Below are 21,083 nucleotides of genomic sequence, written 5' to 3' on the forward strand. Positions count from 1 at the left end.
ACACGGGATTTTTATGAAACGCAGAGATTTGATCCGAACCGCTTTTTCATCCGTCGTGGCGACAGCGGCACTGGGCTCCTTTTCCGCACGTGCAGGGGAGCCGGGTCAGGTTGAGCTGAAGAAAGTGCCAGCCAACGCTATCCCAAAGAATGACGTGCCGATTGTTACGCCCGATGATGTCTTTACCATGCCGGACCAGTTCTGGCATGACTTTACCGGCAAGCTCTATATCGGTAAGGCCGGTGCCGATCCTACGCAGTCGCAGAACCTCATTGACGTCTTTTTTAAAAATGCCAACGGCGACGTTGCCCTGTTGCAGCAGCCCATCACGCTCAACAGCGATACGCTGAAAAAATTTGTTGCGATGAAAGGCTCGCTCTGGTCCGGCAGCGAATATTCAATGGCGCTGCACAATGAAAACGGCGAGCAGTTGTTCTACGTGCCTGATGTCAAAAACAATGGCGTCTCCGAATTCAGTCGCCGCCTTGCGCAGCCAGCCGGCTATCAGCTCATCGGCGAAATTCCCTCTTATGAGGAGCTGCGCCAGACCCGCCCGCTGTTCTCCGGTGCAAAGGTTCGCCTGAAAAGCTGGCATGCGAATGTGGAAGCAGGCGGCGGTGAGTTCATTGGCGAACTCAGCGCAGGCGAGGACGATGGCGGCTATATTGCCTCTTCCGGCAAGGACTTTCACTGGCGTCGCGCAAATGACGATCTGAACAGCATCACGCTGTTTGACTTCGGCGCCATCGCAGATGGTAAAACCGATACGCTCCCGGCCGTTACTGCCATGTACCACTGGGCGCAGAAAAATAATCAAAAGCTGTCAATACTGTTCCCGGCCGGCCGTTTCTTTATTTCTTCGTTAGATATCTCAGAAAAATATATCCGCTTTTTCCGCCTGTCGGGCGCTACGGTTAATTTTGGTTACTTCCCGGCCACCACGCTGGTTTCCGATGGCAAATCCGATTTTCTTTTTAAAATTAACGCGCGTTGGGTTGAAGTCAGCAATATCAGTTTTGAGGGCGGTATCGACAAACAGCCTAATACCCAGGGCTTTTTTCACAATGCCTGCCCGGCAGGACAATATTTCCGTGGCTCGTGCCTGCGCTTTATTAACGTGGGCGGCGTTTCGCTCAGCCTGCTGGATACGCTCGATTGTAAAATCGATCAGTGGTATGCCAATAAGTGTACCGGCGACGTGATCAAGGCCGCCTGGACCAACACCAAAAAAGGTAACTGGGATCACAGCACCGCCATTGAGCTTTCTAATTTTAACGTTCAGTACTGCACAAAAGGTAAGGTGCTCAACCTGCCGCGCTGTACCCAGTCCATTATTCATAACGGCTGGATTGAACACAGCGAATTCCCCGGCGATCTGTCGAACGGGCAGTGGATTGTTGACGCGCTGAGCCTGGAAGCCTGTAAAAACCCGCTTAACGCGCACTGTTCACGTCTCAACATGCGTCAGACCAACCTTCAGTCCGGTAGCTGGATTGATAATTCTCTTGGCGACGACGAATGGCTCAGCTCTTTTGAGCGCGGCTCCACCCGCGTGGAGTCTTATGGCATCGCCGTTGACGGCAGCATGAAATATAACTATCTCTCATCGCGTTTTCGCATTGAAAACCACAGCGATCAGGAGAAATGGTATCTGCTGGGCAATATCCACACGCCTGACGTCGGCGACAGCTGGGAGATCGAAGTTTTCGGTCAGACGCAGTTCAGCAACGGCACCGACAAAAACGCGCTGAAAAATGTGGTCAATGACCGCAACACCGGCGGCAGGGCAATGATCAGCCTGCAACGTAAGACGAAGGGTTTTGAAGGAAGCTGGCATCTGGAAGGGAGCAGCCCGATTGTGGACGTCATGTACACCACCAATCAGGACGCCAACACGCAGGTTTATATCAAGCTGGCGGGCTGGATAGGTGCGGCTGGCGTGATGATGAAAACGACTGCAAAAGATCGCTTTGCAACAGGCCAGTGCGCGCGCTTCGACAGCCGGATGCGTTTCGAAAACCCGCCACAGGGCGACAATGTTCACCGTGCCGTCCGTCGCTTCTCGCTCCATAACGGTAAAGCCGGGATCGGCGCGAACGAAGAGGGCGATCTGCTGTTGCAGTCGCGTCGCCTCAACGCCGACCAGGTTGATACGTCAAAAGCCGAAGGCTACCTCTCAATGGTGGTTAACGGTCAACAGGTGGCTATCCCTTACTTTGCGCTTAAGCAATAAGGGCCATAACCGCTCGTGTGCTGAATCGTTTACAATTTTTCACACGTGAGCGGTTACTTTGTTGATTTTTCGGATAACTGCACTTATTTATTCACACGCTCTGATTAATAATAAATTGTAAAATTACAAAAAAACTTGTGGGGTATTATGAAGATTTTGTTGGTTGGTAATCACACATGTGGTAACCGGGGCGATGGCGCTATCTTGCGTGGGATCATTGATTCACTCAAACTTGCCAGAAACGATCTCGAAATAGACGTAATCAGCCGCTATCCAACCAGCTCCGGCTACCTGTTACAGCAGGACGTTATGCCGGATGAGTTATTCCTGGAATCGAAAAAGACCAACAAGCTGATTGATAAGGTTAAACGCCGTCTGATGCCAAAAATCATGATGGCGCACATTAGCGGCAGCGGCCCGTTCAAAGCCTTTGCCGTGCCAAAATATCTTCAGGCGTTTATCGACAAGCTGAAGCAGTATGACGCAGTCATTCAGGTTGGCGGCTCCTTCTTCGTCGATCTTTACGGTCCGCTTCAGTTTGAGCATTGCCTGTGCGCGCTGTTAGCGAAAAAACCGATTTACCTGATTGGCCACAGCGTCGGGCCATTCCAGAAAGAGCGCTTTAATCAGATTGCGAATTTCGTTTTCGCACGCGTTAACAGTCTGGTGCTGCGCGAGAGCGTCAGTCTGGACATGATGAAAGCTGCGGGTATCACTACTGCAAAAGTGGTGTCCGGCGCTGATACTGCTTTTCTGGTGCGTGAGCGGCATGTTGCCGAACCAAGCCATAATCTTGTGCACTGGCAGAAAAAAATTGCTGAAACCAAAACCGTGGCGATCACCGTTCGCGAACTGGCACCGTTCGACAAGCGCCTGGGCGTGACGCAGCAGGAATACGAAGCGGCGTTTGGTCGGGTGATTAATGCCGTTATCGACAGAGGTTACCAGGTGGTGGCGATGTCAACCTGTACCGGCATCGACAGCTACCATAAAGATGATCGCATGGTCGCGATGATGCTGCGCGACCACGTTGCGCAAAAAGATCGCTATCACGTGATTATGGATGAGTTTAACGATCTTGAGCTGGGTATCCTGCTGGGTGAGTCTCATCTGACGATTGGTACGCGTCTGCACTCCGCCATTATTTCAATGAACTTCGGTACGCCTGCGGTAGCCATCAACTATGAACACAAATCGCTGGGCGTGATGAACCAGCTCGGCCTGCCTGATATGGCAAGCGATGTGAAAAGCCTGATGGATGGCAGCATCATTGCGAAAGTTAACGGCATTCTCGACAACTACGAGAGCGTTAAACAGCAGGTTGACCTTGCGGTTGAGCAGGAAAGGATTCTGGGCAATAAAATTACCGAAGATGTCGTCCGGGTTCTGGGGTAAATGAATGAAACTTACTTTTTTTACAATGCGGTTTCCCGTTTCGTCTGAAACGTTTGTACTGAATCAGGTCACCCATTTTATTGATATCGGCTACGACGTGGAGATTATTTCGGTTTTTCCGGGTGACCACGTTAACCGCCACGGCGCTTTCGACAGCTACAATCTTTCCGACAGGATTCACTATCTGCTGCCGGAGGATCAGGACTCCGGCGCGGCAAAACTCAAGGAGCGCCTGAAAATTGTGCTGCCGAAAATCCTCAGCCCGACCACGCTGAAATCGTTTAACGTTGGCCGTTATGGCGCGCAGTCGATGAAGCTGCTGCTGCCGGCCATTGTGGCGCATGCGAAGCAAACCTGGACCGCTGATATTTTTCTGGTTCACTTTGGCTATGCGGGCGCGCTGGCCAATAAACTGCGCGAGCTGAATATTCTCCAGGGCAAACAGGTTACCGTTTTCCACGGCGCCGATGTTTCGCGTCGTCATATTCTGGAAGAACATAAGCAGGATTACGTGAACCTGTTCAAACAGACCGAACTGGTGCTGCCGATCAGTCATCTGTGGAAGAACAAGCTGATTTCGCTTGGGTGTCCGCCGGAGAAAATTCACGTAACGCGAATGGGTATTGAACCGGAAAAATTCAATCTCAAAGCGCGTGATACGCTGCATTCGCCGCTGCGCATTCTTTCTGTTGCGCGCCTAACGGAGAAAAAAGGGTTAGGCACCGCCGTTGAGGCCTGTCGCTATCTGAAAGAGCAGGGCGCCAATTTTGAGTACACCATCGTCGGTAACGGCGATCTGGAAGACGAACTGCTGCAAAGTATTCGCAATGCAAACCTTGAAGATTGCGTGAAGCTGGTGGGCTTTAAGCCACAGGAAGAGATTAAGCGCTATCTTGATGAGGCTGATATCTTCCTGCTGCCTTCGCTGACCGCGGCGGATGGCGATATGGAAGGCATTCCTGTCGCGTTGATGGAAGCGATGGCGGTTGGTCTGCCGGTGGTATCAACCGAGCACAGCGGTATCCCGGAACTGATTGAAAACAACGTTTCCGGCTGGCTTGCGCCAGAAGGCGATGCGAAAGCGCTTAGTGAAATTTTATTCAGGCTGGCAAACGGCAATATTGATGTTGCGCCTGTCGTTGCGGCTGCGCGTCAAAAAGTTGAAACGGAATTTAACCAACACATCGCCTATCGCGAGCTGGCTCAGCTTCTGGAGCGGCTGGCGTGAGTAGTTTTAAAAACCAGGCCGTTTGGCTGTTTGGCGGCACCTGTTTTGCCGCTGCATTACAGGTGGTGCAACTGGGGGTTCTTGCCCGCAAGCTTGAAACGCACGAGCTGGGCATTCTGGCCATCATCAATGCGATTCTGGCCGTTGCCATGGTGCTTCAGGATATGGGGATGAGCAGCTATATCGTTCATCGCCAGGACATCACCCGCCGGGAGCAGAGCACCATTTACTGGGTCAACGTTACCTTAAGTCTGATTACCGGTCTGATATTGATCGCCATCGCCTGGCCGATTGCGTATTTCTACCATATACCGCAGTTGACCGGGCTGATAATGTTGACCAGCCTTAACTTTCTGATATTAGGCTCGTTGTCGCAATATCAGGCACATTTTATTAAAGCCAAAAGAATGGTGCTGCTGGCGCAGATAGAAATGGTCACCAAGCTGCTGGCCTTTATATTTACCGTTGCGCTGCTCTATTTCTCTCCGCTGAACGTTTCCGCCGTTATTTTAGGCCTGTTTGCGAATGCTGCATTGCGGGTACTTTGCATGATCTGGCTGGGCGAAAAATCCTGGCGGCCTACGTTCGAATTCGATAAAAGTACTTTTTTCAGTTCGTTAAAATATGGCGTTTATCAGCTCGGTTCGCAAACCGTTAACCAGTTACGGACGCAGGCTGATTCATTGATCGTCGGGAAAGTAATGGGCGCGGAAATGCTCGGTGTTTATTCGCTGGCGAAAGAACTGGTGCTCCAGCCGCTCAAACTTGTCACGCCGGTCATTAATCGCCTTGCGCTACCGCGCTTTGCGGAAAAGCAGCATGAGCCCGCACAGTTGCAAAAACTGTTCCTCAAAGGAACGCTGGTTATCATGCTCTTCAGTAGTCTGCTCTATCTGGCTATTGGCATCATGTCGCCAGTGATCGTTCGCGTGCTGTACGGTACGGCGCATGAGGCTGTCGGACAGCTTATTCCATTGATGCTGCTGTTTGGAATGCTGCGGCCGATGGGCGGCCTGACAGGCGCTATCTCACAGGCGAACGGACGAACCAACGTTGAGTTTTGGTGGAATATCGTGGCAAGCATTATTGTGGTTCTGGTGCTGGCGACAACGTGGTTCTATCCACAGGTGTGGTATGTGGCGCTGACGCTGTCGCTGTCACAAGCCCTGATCTCTGCCTTTGCTCATCCGTTCTTCATTAAGCCGGTGATTGGGATTGGCTTTATTCCTTACGCCAGACAGTGGGTTTCCGTATCGCTGGTGTTTGTCGGGATAATGGCGCTGGTCGCGCATTTCAATTTATTTATCCGGCCTGAATGGTTTAGCGGCTTGTTTTAAATCAAATTATCAGGCATTGCAAAAGGTAACCCTTAAGCGGTTACCTTTTTTTTAATTAACAGAATTGACTGATACGCTTATCGCTTAATTTACTCAGGCCGAGCGGAAAATTTTCAGATAAAGATTATACTTAGCGATCATGACTTTATTGCATAATCGCTGAACGTTTTTTACTTCATTTATATGGAAAAAATATGACCAAGCTTAAAGCAGTAATCCCCGTTGCGGGTCTGGGTATGCACATGCTCCCTGCTACAAAAGCCATTCCTAAAGAGATGTTACCCATCGTCGACAAGCCAATGATCCAGTACATCATTGATGAATGCGTTGCGGCTGGCATCAAGGAAATAGTTCTGGTCACTCACGCATCCAAGAATGCGGTTGAAAACCATTTTGATACCTCTTATGAGCTGGAAGCGCTGCTTGAAGCACGCGTTAAGCGTTCACTGCTGAGCGAAGTCCAGTCAATCTGTCCGCCCGGCGTGACGATTATGAACGTGCGTCAGCCACAACCGCTGGGCCTGGCAAACTCAATTTTGTGCGCGCGTCCAATGCTGCACGATGAAGCCTTTGTCGTGGTATTGCCGGACATTCTGCTGGATGATTCTACGGCCGATCCGCTGCGTTACAACCTTGCGGCGATGGTAGCGCGCTTTGAAGAGACCGGACGCAGTCAGGTGCTGGCTCACCACATGCCTGAAGCCGAACTTTCTGAATACTCGGTTATTAAGACGAAAGAAGTGATGGATAATCCAGGTCAGGTCAGCGAAATTGTCGACTTCATCGAAAAACCGGAAAACGTTCAGTCGCTTCAGTCCGATCTGGCTGCCGTTGGCCGTTATGTTCTGGCCGCCGATATCTGGCAGGAACTGGAAAACCTGGAGCCTGGCGCATGGGGCCGCTACCAACTGACCGATGCCATCGCTAACCTGGCTAAAAAACAGCCGGTTGACGCTCACCAACTTTCGGGTGCAAGCTTTGACTGTGGACGCAAGCTGGGTTATATGAAAGCGTTTGTCTCATGGGGCCTGCGTAGCAATGCCCAGGGCCGTGATTTCCGCGAAGCGATCCAAACCATCTTAGCGAAGTAATTACTTTCGAATTCGATCGCGCCAGTGCGCGCGGTAGCAAGGAGTCCACATGGCTATTTTAGTAACGGGCGGCGCCGGATATATTGGTTCTCATACGGTTCTGACGCTGCTTGAGCGCGGCGATGACGTGGTGGTGCTGGATAACCTGAGCAATGCTTCACGTGAATCTCTCACGCGTGTTGAGCAGCTAACCGGTAAAAAAGCCGTTTTTTGCGAAGGCGATATTCTTGATCGCGCCTGCCTGCGCGATCTGTTCGCACAGCACGATATTACTGCGGTAATACACTTTGCCGGCCTGAAAGCGGTAGGCGAGTCTACCCGTATGCCGCTGGAGTATTATCAGAATAACGTTACCGGCACACTCGTGCTGCTGGAAGAGATGCGTTCAGCGGGCGTCAATCAGTTTATATTCAGCTCTTCTGCCACGGTTTACGGGGCGGATGCGCCGGTTCCGTATGTGGAAACCACGCCAATCGGCGGGACGACCAGCCCCTACGGCACCTCAAAGCTGATGGTTGAATTCATCCTGCGTGACTACGCCAAAGCCAATCCTGATTTTAAAACCATTGCGTTGCGTTACTTCAACCCGGTTGGCGCGCACGAATCCGGCCAGATTGGCGAAGATCCAAACGGTACGCCAAACAATCTGCTGCCTTACATTGCGCAGGTTGCCATTGGTCGCCTTGAGAAGCTGGGCGTGTTTGGTGATGACTATCCCACCAAAGATGGTACCGGCGTACGCGATTATATTCACGTGATGGACTTAGCCGAAGGACATCTGAAAGCGCTGGATCATTTACCGGCGATTCAGGGTTATAAAGCGTATAACCTTGGGGCGGGTGAAGGGTATTCAGTGCTGGAAATGGTGAAATCCTTTGAGCAGGCTTCAGGCCGTTCTGTCCCTTATCAGGTTTCACCACGCCGCGATGGCGACCTGGCCGCATTCTGGGCCGATGCCTCCCTGGCGGATAAAGAACTGGACTGGCGCGTATCACGCGGTATTGATGAGATGATGCGCGATACCTGGAAATGGCAGAGCCAGAATCCTAACGGATACCGCTAGACATACCCAACTGACAAACTCCCTGAGGGGAGTTTTTTTGTTTTCAATCAATATGTAATAGCTTAAAAATTAAGCGCCGCTCTGATAACACTTCAAAATTAAGTATCCCTTTCAGCTATTTTTTCATCATGATGCAGCTTTCTTAACAATTTTTATCTGCTCTTGGGCATTTAGTGCAGGTTATGTCTTGTATGCAGACAGGGATCGTACGAGAATTGTAGCGTTTTTGCTAACCAGGGCCGCAGTGAGATTGCAGCCCCGGAGATGTTAATCACGTTAACAATTATGAAAATCGGGCCTTAAGACGATTCATTGCAACTGGTAGCAAAAGCCAGGGGCGGTAGCGTGTCAAAATACCGGGTGAACAGACAAGAGAGAAATTTTGCGTGAAAATTTTAGTGACAGGCGGAGCGGGTTTCATCGGTTCAGCAGTGGTGCGTCATATTATTACGTCTACGCCAGATAGCGTAATCAATGTTGATAAATTAACCTATGCAGGCAATGTAGAATCGCTTGCGGCGGTGAGTAAGGACCCGCGATATGCTTTTGTGAAGGCAGATATCTGTGATAAAGCTGCGATTAACGCAATTTTTGCTGAGCATCAGCCTGATGCGGTAATGCATCTGGCCGCTGAAAGTCACGTCGATCGCTCTATCACCGGGCCAGCAGATTTTATTGAAACAAACATTGTCGGCACGTATGTATTGCTCGAAGCGGCCCGCGCCTATTGGCAAAATTTGGATGCGGCCCGTAAATCCGCTTTTCGTTTTCACCACATCTCCACCGATGAAGTGTACGGCGACCTGCCGCATCCTGATGAAGTCAAGGGAGGGGCGCCACTACCTCTCTTTACTGAAAAAACGAGTTACGCCCCCAGCAGCCCTTACTCAGCGTCAAAAGCGTCCAGTGACCATTTAGTTCGTGCCTGGTTGCGCACCTATGGCTTCCCAACGATTGTTACTAACTGCTCCAACAACTATGGCCCTTATCATTTCCCCGAAAAACTCATCCCACTGGTCATACTTAATGCACTTGAAGGAAAACCACTACCGGTGTACGGCAAGGGAGATCAAATTCGTGATTGGTTATATGTAGAAGATCACGCACGCGCGCTTTATACCGTGGTTACCCAAGGGAAGGTGGGTGAAACTTATAATATTGGCGGTCATAATGAAAAACAGAATCTACAGGTAGTGGAGACTATTTGTGATCTGTTGGATGAGCTGGTGCCAAAAGATGACAGTTATCATCGTCAGATTACCTATGTAAAAGACCGACCCGGCCATGATCGCCGCTACGCCATTGATGCAGAAAAAATTAGCAAAGAACTTAACTGGAAACCCGTTGAAACTTTTGAAAGCGGCATCCGAAAAACCGTTCACTGGTATCTTGAAAACAGCCAGTGGGTAAAAAACGTTAAGAGCGGCGCATATCAGGCGTGGATCAAACAAAATTATAGCGAACGCCAGCCATGAATATTCTGCTTTTTGGTAAAAATGGCCAGGTTGGGTGGGCTTTACAACGAGCACTTGCACCACTGGGCGAGGTGACTGCACTGGCTACCTGTTCTCAAGACTACTGTGGCGATTTCACTGACACCGACGGCATTATTGCGACTATCAGACATCTTAAACCGGAAATTATCGTCAATGCGGCAGCCTATACCGCAGTGGATAAAGCTGAAAGTGAATCAGAACTGGCGCGGCAGATTAATGCTGTGACGGTTGGCGCTATCGCTAAAGAAGCCCAGCGTTTAAATGCCTGGTTGGTACATTATTCTACCGATTATGTTTTTCCGGGAAACGGAGATCGACCCTGGAATGAGGATGATGCTACCGGGCCGTTGAACAGCTATGGCGCAAGCAAACTGGCGGGCGAGCAGGCAATACAGCAATATTGCACGAAGCATCTGATCTTTCGCACCAGTTGGGTTTATGCGACTAAAGGGAATAATTTTGCGAAGACCATGCTGAATCTGGCAAAGGCTCGTGAAGAATTATCGATTATCAACGATCAGTTCGGAGCACCAACGGGCGCAGACTTACTCGCCGACGCCACTGCTCATGCCTTATTGATGGCGCAACAAAAGCCAGAGGTTGCCGGTCTTTACCATCTGGCGGCGGCGGGTACAACAACATGGTTCGATTATGCAAACCTTGTGTTCGCACAGGCTGAGAGTGCTGGAATTGAGCTGGCGCTGAATACGGTTCATTCGGTATCGTCCAGCAGCTATCCAACACCTGCCCGTCGGCCTGGTAACTCCCGACTGGATACGCAGAAATTTCGTCAGACCTTTGGGCTGACGCTTCCTGGCTGGCAGTATGGTGTGAGGCGCATGCTTGAAGAATTGATCGCCTTGCGGGCAATATAATCTTGCAGGAAAGATATTCTGAATATCAAAAAATTAGAGAGATAGCATGACACGTAAAGGCATTATTCTGGCTGGTGGTTCGGGTACCCGTCTGTATCCGGTGACCATGGCAGTAAGTAAGCAACTGCTGCCAATCTATGATAAACCCATGATTTACTATCCGATTAGCACACTGATGCTCGCGGGTATTCGCGATATGTTGATTATCAGCACTCCGCAGGATACGCCACGCTTCGAGCAACTACTTGGTGATGGAAGCCAGTGGGGGCTGAATCTTACCTATAAGGTACAGAACAGTCCTGATGGTCTGGCCCAGGCTTTTATTATTGGTGAAGAGTTTATCGGTAATGAAAACTGTGCTCTGGTTTTAGGTGACAATATTTTTTATGGGCACGATTTACCTAAAGAGCTTCAGGCAGCCGTGAATCAAACTACCGGAGCAACTGTATTTGCTTATCACGTTAATGACCCTGAACGTTATGGCGTGGTTGAATTTGATGAAAATGGTATAGCTGTATCCCTTGAAGAAAAGCCGTTGAAGCCTAAAAGCAATTACGCAGTTACAGGTCTCTATTTCTACGATAATCGCGTAGTGGAAATGGCGAAAAAACTTAAGCCCTCACCGCGTGGTGAATTGGAAATTACCGATATCAATCGCCTGTATATGGAGGAGGGCAATCTCTCCGTCGCGATGATGGGACGTGGCTATGCATGGCTGGACACGGGAACACATCATAGTCTGATTGAAGCAAGCAACTTTATCCAGACCATAGAGCAGCGTCAGGGTTTAAAAGTTTCCTGTCCAGAGGAAATTGCATATCGTAAAGGCTTCATTGATGTCGATCAGGTAAAAAAATTAGCAGCGCCTCTGGCAAAAAACGAATATGGGCAGTATTTGCTCAAGATGGTGAAAGGGTACTAGCCTGTGAATGTTATAAAGACTGATATACCTGATGTGCTCATTTTCGAGCCGAATGTGTTTGGCGATGAACGCGGATTCTTCTTTGAAAGCTTCAGTCAGAAAGTTTTCGAAGAAGCAGTTGGACGAAAAATTGAATTTGTTCAAGACAACCATTCAAAGTCCGCTAAAGGAGTATTGCGAGGGCTTCATTATCAGCTCGCTCCGCACGCTCAGGGTAAACTAGTACGTTGCGTAGTTGGCGAAGTGTTTGATGTAGCAGTAGATATCCGACGATTTTCTCCTACATTTGGAGCATGGGTCGGCGTACATTTATCTGCTGAAAATAAACGACAGCTGTGGATCCCAGAAGGATTCGCGCACGGATTTTTAGTACTAAGTGATACTGCTGAATTTGTATACAAAACTACAAATTATTATCATCCTGAAAGCGATCGCGGAATTTTTTGGAATGATCCTGATATTGGTATCGATTGGCCAAAGATTTCGGAAAAAATTCTTTCTACTAAAGATAGCAAGCAACCAACACTTGGCCAGGCTGAAATATTTCAATGAATGCAAGATTATTGCATTGTATTTGAAATATATATTCAATTTATATTGAAACGCTATGAAAATTAAAGAAGTTAAAACCAAAGAGCTTGCAGTTTATAGTGTCATCACGGGTGGTTACGATCAGATATTGCCGGTTAAATCAATAGATGAACGATGCGACTATTTTATCATCAGTAATGAATATATTGACCTGCCTGCCCCATGGAAATTGCTGACACCACCTAAAAAAAATCTTAATAATAAAGATTTTAACCGTTTTTATAAATTAAACCCTCATCTTGTATTTCCTGATTACAAATATTCCCTCTATATTGATGGGAATATTTTACTGTGTGGAGATATATTTGAGTGGAGTTCCAGTCAACTTTCTAAGTCTGATTTCTCAATTTTTTCGCACCCTGAGAGAGATAATATTTTTGATGAAGGTAAAATTTGCTCTTTCATAGGGACGGATTATTTCTGGATTATTAACAGGCAATTACGGAAATACAAGAAAGAGAATTTCTGCCATGATGCATTATATGAAGCGAACATATTATTGCGTTCACATAATGAACCTAAAGTCATCGAGTTGATGGAAAAATGGTGGCTGGAATATATAGATAAATTTAATGCAAAGAGAGATCAGCTTGCATTACCCTATGTAATATGGAGAACGGAATTCCGTGTTAATAATATGGGGCCTAGCGATGCCAGATATGAGAATAAATATTTCCGTTATATGGGGCATGCAAATAACAGACACAAAACATTAGAGACAAAATTTAAGAAAATTATTAACAGAACAATAGGAAGTCTATTTAATGTATGACGTGTCAGGAAAGATAGATATTGTGTTGGCGACATATAATGGAGAGAAGTATTTATCCGAACAACTTAATTCTATCCTCGCAATGCATAGTTTCGACGAAATAATTAATAAAATCATTGTTTGCGATGATAACTCGACGGACCATACACTAGATATTATTGCCAGGACAATCCCTCCCAATAAATTAATATTAGTTAAAAGTGACCAGGGAAAGCCTTATGGTCCCGCAAAAAATTTTGAACGAGGCATCAGATTGGCAAACAGTGAATTTATTATGCTGTCTGATCAGGATGACATCTGGATGCCGAATAAAATTATTGCATATATTAAAGAAGCAGAGAAGTGTAACAAAAACCTGCCATTGCTAATATTTAGCGATCTGGAAGTTGTTGATTCTGATTTACGTTTGGTGGATAAATCATTTTTGCATTATCAATCGATCAAAGAGTCCTGGGTGAATAATATCAATAATCTCTTGATTCAAAATCTTTCTCCAGGATGTACTATGATGTTCAATCAAAAACTAATTCAAAAGAGTTTTCCATTACCAGATAAATGTCTGATGCATGATTGGTGGCTCATAGTAGTCTGTAAAATATATGGAGAGATTCGATTTATCAGCAATGAGACATTTATTAAATACAGGCAACATGCCAACAATCAAGTAGGCGCAAAAAGTAATAGTTTTTTGAATGCATTTTTCAACTTTAAAAAGTCATTTTATTCTGCAAGTCGTAATTATGAACGCACTATTCAACAAATGCTGGATATCAAACTACGTTATTTAAATGATCTTTCAGATGAAAGCTTAGCTTATATTGATGCTTTATCTTTATATGTCGATGCGAAATCGTCTAAAATAAAAAGAGTATACGCAGCATTAAAAGTAAACTTAAAAAAAAGTTCGTCACTAAAAACTGTCGGAACATATTTAATTATATTTAAAGGCATAGGTAAATGATTTTTATTTCAATAGTGTCTCATGGGCATTACTCATTAATAAAAAAACTTGGAACATTACTGAAATTAGCTCAAAACTTCCCTGTAATTGTGACCGATAATGTCGGTGAGAGCGAATTAGAAAATTATTGCCTTCGGCATAAATTACATTATATTAAAAATAGTAAAAAAAAAGGCTTTGGCGAAAATAACAACCAAAATTATAGATATGCGAAAGATATTCTGAATCTGCAACCTGATGATTTATTCCTGGTGCTTAATCCAGATGTTAGTGTCACTGCCGAAATATTAATAGATGCAATGAATGAGATGAAAGTATATTCAGCTAACATTGCGACAATAGATCTGGTAAAAAAAGAAACTGAACGGGATGCTAATATTCGGAATTTCCCTACTATCAAGCATTTTATTGAATCTTTTCTTTTAAATAAAAATGAGACAATAATTGATAAATCTAAAATAAAAGAACCATGCCTCGTAGATTGGGCTTCAGGATCTTTTTTACTTATAAAAAGTAGTTTGTATGACAAGGTCGATGGCTTTGATGAGAAATTCTTTATGTATTGTGAAGACCTTGATATATGTCGTAGGATTTATTCGCTTACTAATCAACGTGTTCTGTACATTCCTGGAATAGAAGCGCTTCACCTCGCAGCGCATAACAATAGAAATATCCTCTCTAAACATTTTTTATGGCATATTAAAAGTGTATTTAGATATTGCTTTTTTGCTAAATATTAATATTGGAAATTGAAATTATGGCTTATTGGGTGGTACTTTTTATTCTTTTTATCAGCACCCTTGCGCGTAATAATTATTTAATTGCTTTAGTTTTAGTTGCTTTATTTGTTATGGCGGGTTTCATTGCTCCAGAGGTAAGTCATGATTTCCAAAACTATTATAACGGATATTATTTAGCTCAACCCAGATATTTTCCTGAACCAATATCCAGTTTAATATTTAGTGGCGCTCAGCATTTTTCGTTGCCTATAGCAGTTAGTTTTATAATTTTGGCTTTTTTGGCGACGGTTCTAAAGATTAAAGCTCTGCGACGATTATCATTGCCTGTTAGTCTCTTTTTCTTAGTGTATTTTGGAAAGCTATTTTTACTTTTAGACCTGACGCAAGTGCGAGCGGCTGTTGCTGTATCTGTATGCCTTTTGTCATTCGATGCTTATATAAAAAATAAAAAAGTAATGGCATTCATATATATAATACTTGCATTTTTTTTTCATCTAAGCTCAATAATGTTTATCGTCATATTTTTTGTTAATCGAAAAAAGCCGAATGCGACATTCTGGCTTGTTGCATTATTATGCGGGTTAGGGTTTTCTTTTATTAATATTAAGTATTATCTTTATATTTCAATGATATACTTACATTTACCTCTTAACTACCTGACTTATATTGATAACGCTAATAATTCAACTGTTAATCCCTTAAACGTATTAGCAGTTCTTAACGTGGCTATTTTTGTTACCTATTGTTTTTTCAAGAAGGCATTTATTGATTCCAAAATGAATGTGGCTTTTAAACTTTACGGTATTTCCATTATTTCATTTTACGTATTTATTGATTTTCCTGTGTTGAGTTTCAGGATAAGCGAATTTTTCTTAATTTATCAGGTTGTTCTGTTAGCCAATACCATAAAGTTTGTCAGAAGCGATCAACGATGGATATATAGTTCAGTTTTGTTTGTCTTTTCTGCTTTGCAATTATATTTGACTTACAACAAGGCAGCCATTATTGAACCATATCGTTTGCTCTCGTTTTGACAGAATTAGTGTGATTAGCGATTTCATTGAAATACTTCAACAGATCGTATTGTCAGATAGAGTAATATTAAAATTATTACTAATCCGCGAACTTAGCTCGCGGTGATACACCAGACAGGAGTATATAATGTCCAAGCAACAGATCGGCGTCATCGGTATGGCAGTCATGGGGCGCAACCTGGCGCTCAACATCGAGAGCCGTGGTTATACTGTTTCCGTCTTTAACCGTTCCCGCGAAAAAACTGAAGAAGTTGTCGCGCAGAATGCGGGAAAAAAACTCGTTCCTTATTATACAGTACAGGAATTTATTGAGTCTCTCGAAACGCCACGGCGTATCCTGTTAATGGTAAAAGCGGGCACTGGTACTGACGCAGCAATCGATTCCCTCAAACCCTACCTTGATAAAGGCGACATCATTATCGACGGGGGTAACACTTTCTATCATGACACAATTCGCCGTAATCGGGAACTTTCGGAAGAGGGTTTCAACTTCATCGGTACGGGCGTCTCAGGTGGAGAAGAGGGGGCTTTGAAAGGGCCTTCAATAATGCCTGGTGGTCAAAAGGATGCTTATGAACTGGTTGCACCTATTTTGACAAAAATTGCCGCTGTTGCAGAGGATGGCGAACCTTGCGTGTCATATATAGGTCCGGACGGAGCAGGACACTATGTCAAAATGGTTCATAATGGTATCGAATACGGAGATATGCAGTTAATTTCAGAAAGCTATGCTCTGCTTAAAGGCGGTCTGAATCTTTCAAATGAAGAGTTGGCACAGACTTTTACCGAGTGGAATAGTGGCGAGTTAAGTAGCTACTTAATCGATATCACTAAAGATATTTTTAATAAAAAGGATGAAGACGGTAAATATCTGGTTGACGTTATTCTGGATGAAGCCGCTAATAAAGGAACAGGAAAATGGACTAGCCAGAGTTCCCTTGATCTTGGCGAGCCGCTATCTTTAATCACTGAATCTGTTTTTGCACGCTATATCTCATCTCTGAAAGACCAGCGTGTCGCCGCTTCAAAAGTATTGAGCGGTCCACAATCCAAACCCGCAGATGATAAGAAAGAGTTTATTGAAAAAGTACGCCGTGCGCTCTATCTGGGTAAAATTGTTTCCTATGCACAGGGCTTCTCTCAATTACGTGCGGCTTCTGATGAAAACAACTGGGATCTCAATTACGGTGAGATCGCGAAAATTTTCCGCGCAGGTTGTATCATTCGTGCTCAGTTTCTACAAAAAATCACCAATGCTTACGTAGAAAATTCGGGCATTGCAAACCTTTTGCTGGCACCATACTTTAAGCAAATCGCTGACAACTATCAGCAGGCGCTACGCGATGTAGTGGCTTATGCCGTGCAAAATGGTATTCCGGTTCCGACGTTCTCTGCTGCAATCGCCTATTACGATAGCTATCGTTCAGAAAAACTGCCAGCAAACTTAATACAGGCTCAGCGTGATTATTTTGGTGCGCATACATATAAACGTACCGATAAAGAAGGTGTATTTCACACTGACTGGATGAATTAATCGTTTTCGTTTTATCTGTATAAAACCCGGAAATTTTTCCGGGTTTTTTATTAGTTACGTGTTTTTAGCAATAATTATTATACTGCATTAAGCTGATGTGCCGCCGATGATAATTGTTGGAGGTAACCCGAGAAGGTTATATGGCTTGAGGAAAACTTCACCTGTTATTAATGAGAATATTGCATTAGTGAGATTCTAAAATCAGATTCCACAATCTAAACTCCAACTCTTCAGAAGAATTCTTGAAATGAAACGTCTAATTAAAAAATTGATCCCTGATTCAATTCATTCACTTTATCGTTATTATTTTCATCATGGTGTTCTTCCCAATATAATTCACCCGAAAAAATTTAATGAAAAAATTGCTTTAAGAATGCGTAGGCCTAAGCAGTTTTATGCATTATTGGCTGATAAATTAGCTGTCCGTGAATATATTAAAAACCGTATTGGTACGGATTATTTAATCCCTCTATTGTGGCAAGGCGATAAACTCACCATAAATGACTGGAACCACTTTCCTGAATCATTTGTTATTAAAGCTAATCATGCCAGTGGAACAAATTTAATTGTTACATCGAAAGCTGAACATGCCTTTAGCGATGTTTTATCGTTGACTAATAGCTGGCTTGAAATGGATTTCAGTCGAATAAATTTCGAAAAACATTATAAATATATAAAGCCTAGTCTTATGGTTGAACAACTACTTGTTTCTGATGACGGCAAAATTCCATATGATTATAAGGTGCACTGTTTTAATTCTAAGCAAGGATCTAAATTTTTCATCCAGGTTGATTATGACAGGTTTGAAGATAATGGCGATGCGCATACTCGTGATTTTTTCGATGAGGACTGGAATTTTATACCTTTTACCCTGGATCACCCCAATTCCACGATACCTGCTGAAAAACCAAATAAACTTGATGAGTTATTATCACTGTCAAAGAAACTCAGCGAAGGATTAGCCTATGTGCGCATTGATTGGTATATTGTTAACAATAAGCCTCTGTTCGGTGAGATAACTTTGACCCATGGCTGTGCAGGTGAAACCTTTAATCCGGAAAAGTATAATGATATATGGGGAGAGCTTTGGAATGACGACTATGAGGAAAAATATAATGAAAATAAATCTTCTGAACAGGCTTCGTGAATGTTAAAGTTTTTCAATAAAGAGTTTCTCAGTAATTTTATCGGATTATCATCGATAAATATTATTGGAATGTTGATTCCTATCATAACAATGCCTTACCTTTCCCGGGTACTTGGTGTAAATGGATATGGTACAGTTTTACTTTTTAGTACACTGTCTATATTTATGCTTATTATCATAGACTACAGTACAAATATTACAGGGGTGAGAGACGCTGCTGAAAAAAAAGGCGATAAAGAGGCACTGAACTATGTTTACTCAAGGTATCAACGGATTCGTTTTTTATTAACTCTGCTTTTTATTCCTTTATCCCTTATATATTGTCATTTTTTTATTCCTGGCTTTAGTTTGCTTTTTTATTTCGAAGTGATGGTGGCTTCGGCGGTTGGATATTATTTGTCAGCGCCATGGTTCCATCAAGGTACGTCCACACTGAAATTCTTTTCCCTTGTAACAGTCGCAACACGAATTTTACAGTTATTACTGATTTTTGTATTTGTTAAGGATCATGATTCAGTGTCATCGGCTGTCAGGTTAAATGCATATGCTTTCCTGATAGCTGGCGTTATAATGTATATCTATCGACTTCATCGGATCAAAGTTAAAAAAATAAGTAATACGAACTCTATAGGTAAAGATTTTAAAGAAGGCCTTGATGCATTTATAGGCGAGTTTGCACCGAATCTCTATAGTAATATACCGCCTTTGGTTATTGGTGCAATTGTTAGTCCAATGGTTTTTGCCTGTTATTCAATTGCATTGAGGATTATAAACATTGCGGGAAGTTTTCAGGCTATCGCAGCGAAATCCGTGTATCCTATGGTCGTAAAAGGAAAGTCTACGTTGAAGGCTTTGTTGTTAATAAATTTATCGCTTTCAGCAATTCCTTTTATAGCTATTATTCTCTTCAGAAAAGAAATTATCTATCTGTTTTTAGGCCAGGGATATGAATTGGCCCAAAAATATTTACTGTTGTGTTCGCCAGGTATTGTTTTATATTCAATTCTGTGCTCGTTTTCCTATGGTTTTTTCTTGCCGCAAAGGCTGGATACACATTTTAAAAGAATTTCAATAATATCTTCAATTCTTCCCGCTGTAGTTTGCTACCCTTTAATTCAAATTTACCATGCTTATGGTGCAATTTTGATGCTCTTAATGGCAAGGCTACTATTTGCATCTCTATTCGCATACTATTATTTTAAATTAAAAAAGGGCTCTGCGATCTGAAGCACTCCTATTACAAGCTGAATGTGATTTTTTATAATACGCAATGCTATAAATAATGCTGCGTAGGAAGTTACTCAGAAGTGCGTCTTCATGATCCAGCAAATATCAGGCTATAAGGTAGTGTACTGTGTGATAAGAAGAGTATGTCATCTTTGAATCTTAAGCCTTTCTGAAAATGGCACTATCTTATTGTATGTAAACCCCTATAAGTAAAAGGTTTATATAATAAAATTGTTATCTTTAACGGACCTTCTCTGATGCCTGCCGGTTTTAACAGTGGCGGATTTGAATTATATTTCGGACTCCATGCAAAAATCAGTCATTAGATTGGTAGCAATTCTCATGCGTCCAGGTAAACTATCGTTCATGGTATGCATTCTCTTATAACATGTTGTTAAGGTTTATATGATACAGGATAATAATAACAGCAGTACCGCTCGCTACAGTGAACCTGAGCAGGTCGATCTGATTGATTTGGGTATACAGATCTGGCATGGAAAGCTCACTGTTATCGTGTGCATGATTGTGGCTATTTTACTCGCAACGAGTTATTTATTTTTCGCTAAAGAAAAATGGACATCAACGGCGCTGATTACTCAGCCTGATTCTGGTCAGGTCTCCAGTTACGCTAATGCTATGAACATTCTGTATGATACTAACGCGCCGACAATTACGACTATTCAGCAGAATCTTATTTCACATTTTAACTCGTCTTTCTCGGCGTTATCAGAAAAACTGGACAATCAGGAAAAACCAGAAAGACTTAATGTAGAAGCTGCAATTAAAGGGCAGAATTTGCCTTTGCGTGTCTCATATGTTGCAAATTCTGCGGAACAAGCACAGAAAATTCTGGCGCAGTATATTCAGCAGATTGATGACGACGTGGTAAACGCGGTTAAAGCAGATCTTGATTCCAGCATCATTTCTCGCAAAAGCGAACTGGAACAATTGTTAGTGAGTAGTGAGAAAGTGGCTACCGAGCAGAAAGCGCTGCGCATTGCGCAGATTGCTCAGGCGCTGACAATAGCCGAACAGGCTAAAATCAAAACTCCGCAGGTCCAACAGGCAGAGCAGGTATCCCAGGACACAATGTTCATGCTGGGGAGCGATGCGTTATCATCAATGGTGAAAAACGAGGCGACTCGCCCACTTACCTTTCCGGATAGCTATTATCAGGTTCGCCAGCGGCTACTGGATGTCAATAATTTAGTGACGACCACCAACAGTAATAATAACTCGATAGTCACTAACTTTCATGCATACCGCTACGTGATGAAGCCAACATTGCCGTTCCGTCGCGATAGTCCAAAGCGCGCTGTAACGATGATGCTGGCTCTGCTATTAGGCGGTATTGTAGGCGGGGGAATTGTGCTCGGTCGCAATGCGCTGCTTAAGCACAAACAGAAAGTATAAAATCGTTGGCAAAAAAAACGGGCG

Annotated in this window: 18 protein-coding genes; all 18 read left to right on the forward strand. The window is 44.1% G+C overall.

Annotation, left to right across the window (positions count from 1 at the left end):
- Positions 1 to 13 precede the first annotated feature (13 nt).
- The 18 genes from GS12_RS00505 (at position 14) to wzzB (ending at position 21,059) form a co-directional block, all read left to right on the forward strand.
- Positions 14 to 2,233, forward strand: coding sequence for a phage tailspike protein (locus GS12_RS00505; RefSeq protein WP_034915881.1), 2,220 nt, complete (start codon positions 14 to 16; stop codon positions 2,231 to 2,233).
- Positions 2,234 to 2,380: 147 nt separating this feature from the next.
- Entirely contained in the window at positions 2,381 to 3,628 is a 1,248-nt protein-coding gene (gene wcaK, locus GS12_RS00510) for a colanic acid biosynthesis pyruvyl transferase WcaK (RefSeq protein WP_034943049.1), read from the forward strand.
- Between the two features lie 4 nt (positions 3,629 to 3,632).
- Positions 3,633 to 4,856 (forward strand): glycosyltransferase, encoded by a 1,224-nt coding sequence (locus GS12_RS00515; protein ID WP_034943051.1) that lies wholly within the window; start codon positions 3,633 to 3,635, stop codon positions 4,854 to 4,856.
- Positions 4,853 to 6,193: a lipopolysaccharide biosynthesis protein gene (locus GS12_RS00520; RefSeq protein WP_034915876.1), complete on the forward strand. Its 1,341-nt coding sequence runs from the start codon at positions 4,853 to 4,855 to the stop codon at positions 6,191 to 6,193. Before GS12_RS00515 ends, GS12_RS00520 begins: the two co-directional genes overlap by 4 nt.
- Before the next feature lie 194 nt (positions 6,194 to 6,387).
- Positions 6,388 to 7,284: a UTP--glucose-1-phosphate uridylyltransferase GalF gene (galF, locus tag GS12_RS00525; protein ID WP_034915875.1), complete on the forward strand. Its 897-nt coding sequence runs from the start codon at positions 6,388 to 6,390 to the stop codon at positions 7,282 to 7,284.
- A 49-nt stretch (positions 7,285 to 7,333) separates the two neighbouring features.
- The gene (gene galE / locus GS12_RS00530; RefSeq protein WP_034915873.1) at positions 7,334 to 8,347 is read left to right on the forward strand and encodes a UDP-glucose 4-epimerase GalE; all 1,014 of its coding nucleotides are present in this window, start codon (positions 7,334 to 7,336) and stop codon (positions 8,345 to 8,347) included.
- A gap of 386 nt (positions 8,348 to 8,733) precedes the next feature.
- Positions 8,734 to 9,822: a dTDP-glucose 4,6-dehydratase gene (gene rfbB / locus GS12_RS00535; RefSeq protein WP_034943053.1), complete on the forward strand. Its 1,089-nt coding sequence runs from the start codon at positions 8,734 to 8,736 to the stop codon at positions 9,820 to 9,822.
- The gene (rfbD, locus tag GS12_RS00540; RefSeq protein WP_034915868.1) at positions 9,819 to 10,718 is read left to right on the forward strand and encodes a dTDP-4-dehydrorhamnose reductase; all 900 of its coding nucleotides are present in this window, start codon (positions 9,819 to 9,821) and stop codon (positions 10,716 to 10,718) included. The genes rfbB and rfbD overlap by 4 nt, the downstream gene beginning before the upstream one ends.
- A 46-nt stretch (positions 10,719 to 10,764) precedes the next feature.
- The gene (gene rfbA, locus GS12_RS00545) at positions 10,765 to 11,640 is read left to right on the forward strand and encodes a glucose-1-phosphate thymidylyltransferase RfbA (protein ID WP_034943055.1); all 876 of its coding nucleotides are present in this window, start codon (positions 10,765 to 10,767) and stop codon (positions 11,638 to 11,640) included.
- Between the two features lie 3 nt (positions 11,641 to 11,643).
- Positions 11,644 to 12,192: a dTDP-4-dehydrorhamnose 3,5-epimerase gene (gene rfbC, locus GS12_RS23135; RefSeq protein WP_034943057.1), complete on the forward strand. Its 549-nt coding sequence runs from the start codon at positions 11,644 to 11,646 to the stop codon at positions 12,190 to 12,192.
- 55 nt (positions 12,193 to 12,247) lie between these two features.
- Positions 12,248 to 13,003, forward strand: a complete 756-nt coding sequence (locus GS12_RS22885; protein WP_052118308.1) for a glycosyltransferase domain-containing protein — start codon at positions 12,248 to 12,250, stop codon at positions 13,001 to 13,003.
- Positions 12,996 to 13,964, forward strand: a complete 969-nt coding sequence (locus GS12_RS00560; RefSeq protein WP_034943058.1) for a glycosyltransferase family 2 protein — start codon at positions 12,996 to 12,998, stop codon at positions 13,962 to 13,964. Before GS12_RS22885 ends, GS12_RS00560 begins: the two co-directional genes overlap by 8 nt.
- Positions 13,961 to 14,704 (forward strand): glycosyltransferase family protein, encoded by a 744-nt coding sequence (locus GS12_RS00565; RefSeq protein WP_034943059.1) that lies wholly within the window; start codon positions 13,961 to 13,963, stop codon positions 14,702 to 14,704. The genes GS12_RS00560 and GS12_RS00565 overlap by 4 nt, the downstream gene beginning before the upstream one ends.
- 17 nt (positions 14,705 to 14,721) lie before the next feature.
- Positions 14,722 to 15,738, forward strand: a complete 1,017-nt coding sequence (locus tag GS12_RS00570) for an EpsG family protein (RefSeq protein WP_034943060.1) — start codon at positions 14,722 to 14,724, stop codon at positions 15,736 to 15,738.
- A gap of 127 nt (positions 15,739 to 15,865) precedes the next feature.
- On the forward strand, positions 15,866 to 17,272 hold the full coding sequence (gndA, locus tag GS12_RS00575) for an NADP-dependent phosphogluconate dehydrogenase (protein WP_034943061.1): 1,407 nt from the start codon (positions 15,866 to 15,868) through the stop codon (positions 17,270 to 17,272).
- Between the two features lie 247 nt (positions 17,273 to 17,519).
- Positions 17,520 to 18,419, forward strand: a complete 900-nt coding sequence (locus tag GS12_RS00580; protein ID WP_052118309.1) for an ATP-grasp fold amidoligase family protein — start codon at positions 17,520 to 17,522, stop codon at positions 18,417 to 18,419.
- A complete protein-coding gene (locus tag GS12_RS00585; RefSeq protein ID WP_034943063.1) occupies positions 18,420 to 19,646 on the forward strand; it encodes a lipopolysaccharide biosynthesis protein in 1,227 nt (408 codons plus the stop codon). It abuts the gene before it with no gap.
- Between the two features lie 408 nt (positions 19,647 to 20,054).
- Positions 20,055 to 21,059, forward strand: a complete 1,005-nt coding sequence (gene wzzB, locus GS12_RS00590; protein WP_407637839.1) for an LPS O-antigen chain length determinant protein WzzB — start codon at positions 20,055 to 20,057, stop codon at positions 21,057 to 21,059.
- Positions 21,060 to 21,083 lie beyond the last annotated feature (24 nt).

This window comes from Erwinia oleae (assembly GCF_000770305.1).
Classification (GTDB): domain Bacteria; phylum Pseudomonadota; class Gammaproteobacteria; order Enterobacterales; family Enterobacteriaceae; genus Erwinia; species Erwinia oleae.

What these genes read in the sequence shown, in the direction of transcription:
- GS12_RS00505 (WP_034915881.1), top strand. Translation starts at nt 14, where the DNA reads ATGAAACGCAGAGATTTGATCCGAACCGCTTTTTCATCCGTCGTGGCG.
- wcaK (WP_034943049.1), top strand. Translation starts at nt 2,381, where the DNA reads ATGAAGATTTTGTTGGTTGGTAATCACACATGTGGTAACCGGGGCGAT.
- GS12_RS00515 (WP_034943051.1), top strand. Translation starts at nt 3,633, where the DNA reads ATGAAACTTACTTTTTTTACAATGCGGTTTCCCGTTTCGTCTGAAACG.
- galF (WP_034915875.1), top strand. Translation starts at nt 6,388, where the DNA reads ATGACCAAGCTTAAAGCAGTAATCCCCGTTGCGGGTCTGGGTATGCAC.
- galE (WP_034915873.1), top strand. Translation starts at nt 7,334, where the DNA reads ATGGCTATTTTAGTAACGGGCGGCGCCGGATATATTGGTTCTCATACG.
- rfbD (WP_034915868.1), top strand. Translation starts at nt 9,819, where the DNA reads ATGAATATTCTGCTTTTTGGTAAAAATGGCCAGGTTGGGTGGGCTTTA.
- rfbA (WP_034943055.1), top strand. Translation starts at nt 10,765, where the DNA reads ATGACACGTAAAGGCATTATTCTGGCTGGTGGTTCGGGTACCCGTCTG.
- GS12_RS22885 (WP_052118308.1), top strand. Translation starts at nt 12,248, where the DNA reads ATGAAAATTAAAGAAGTTAAAACCAAAGAGCTTGCAGTTTATAGTGTC.
- GS12_RS00560 (WP_034943058.1), top strand. Translation starts at nt 12,996, where the DNA reads ATGTATGACGTGTCAGGAAAGATAGATATTGTGTTGGCGACATATAAT.
- GS12_RS00565 (WP_034943059.1), top strand. Translation starts at nt 13,961, where the DNA reads ATGATTTTTATTTCAATAGTGTCTCATGGGCATTACTCATTAATAAAA.
- GS12_RS00570 (WP_034943060.1), top strand. Translation starts at nt 14,722, where the DNA reads ATGGCTTATTGGGTGGTACTTTTTATTCTTTTTATCAGCACCCTTGCG.
- gndA (WP_034943061.1), top strand. Translation starts at nt 15,866, where the DNA reads ATGTCCAAGCAACAGATCGGCGTCATCGGTATGGCAGTCATGGGGCGC.
- GS12_RS00580 (WP_052118309.1), top strand. Translation starts at nt 17,520, where the DNA reads ATGAAACGTCTAATTAAAAAATTGATCCCTGATTCAATTCATTCACTT.
- GS12_RS00585 (WP_034943063.1), top strand. Translation starts at nt 18,420, where the DNA reads ATGTTAAAGTTTTTCAATAAAGAGTTTCTCAGTAATTTTATCGGATTA.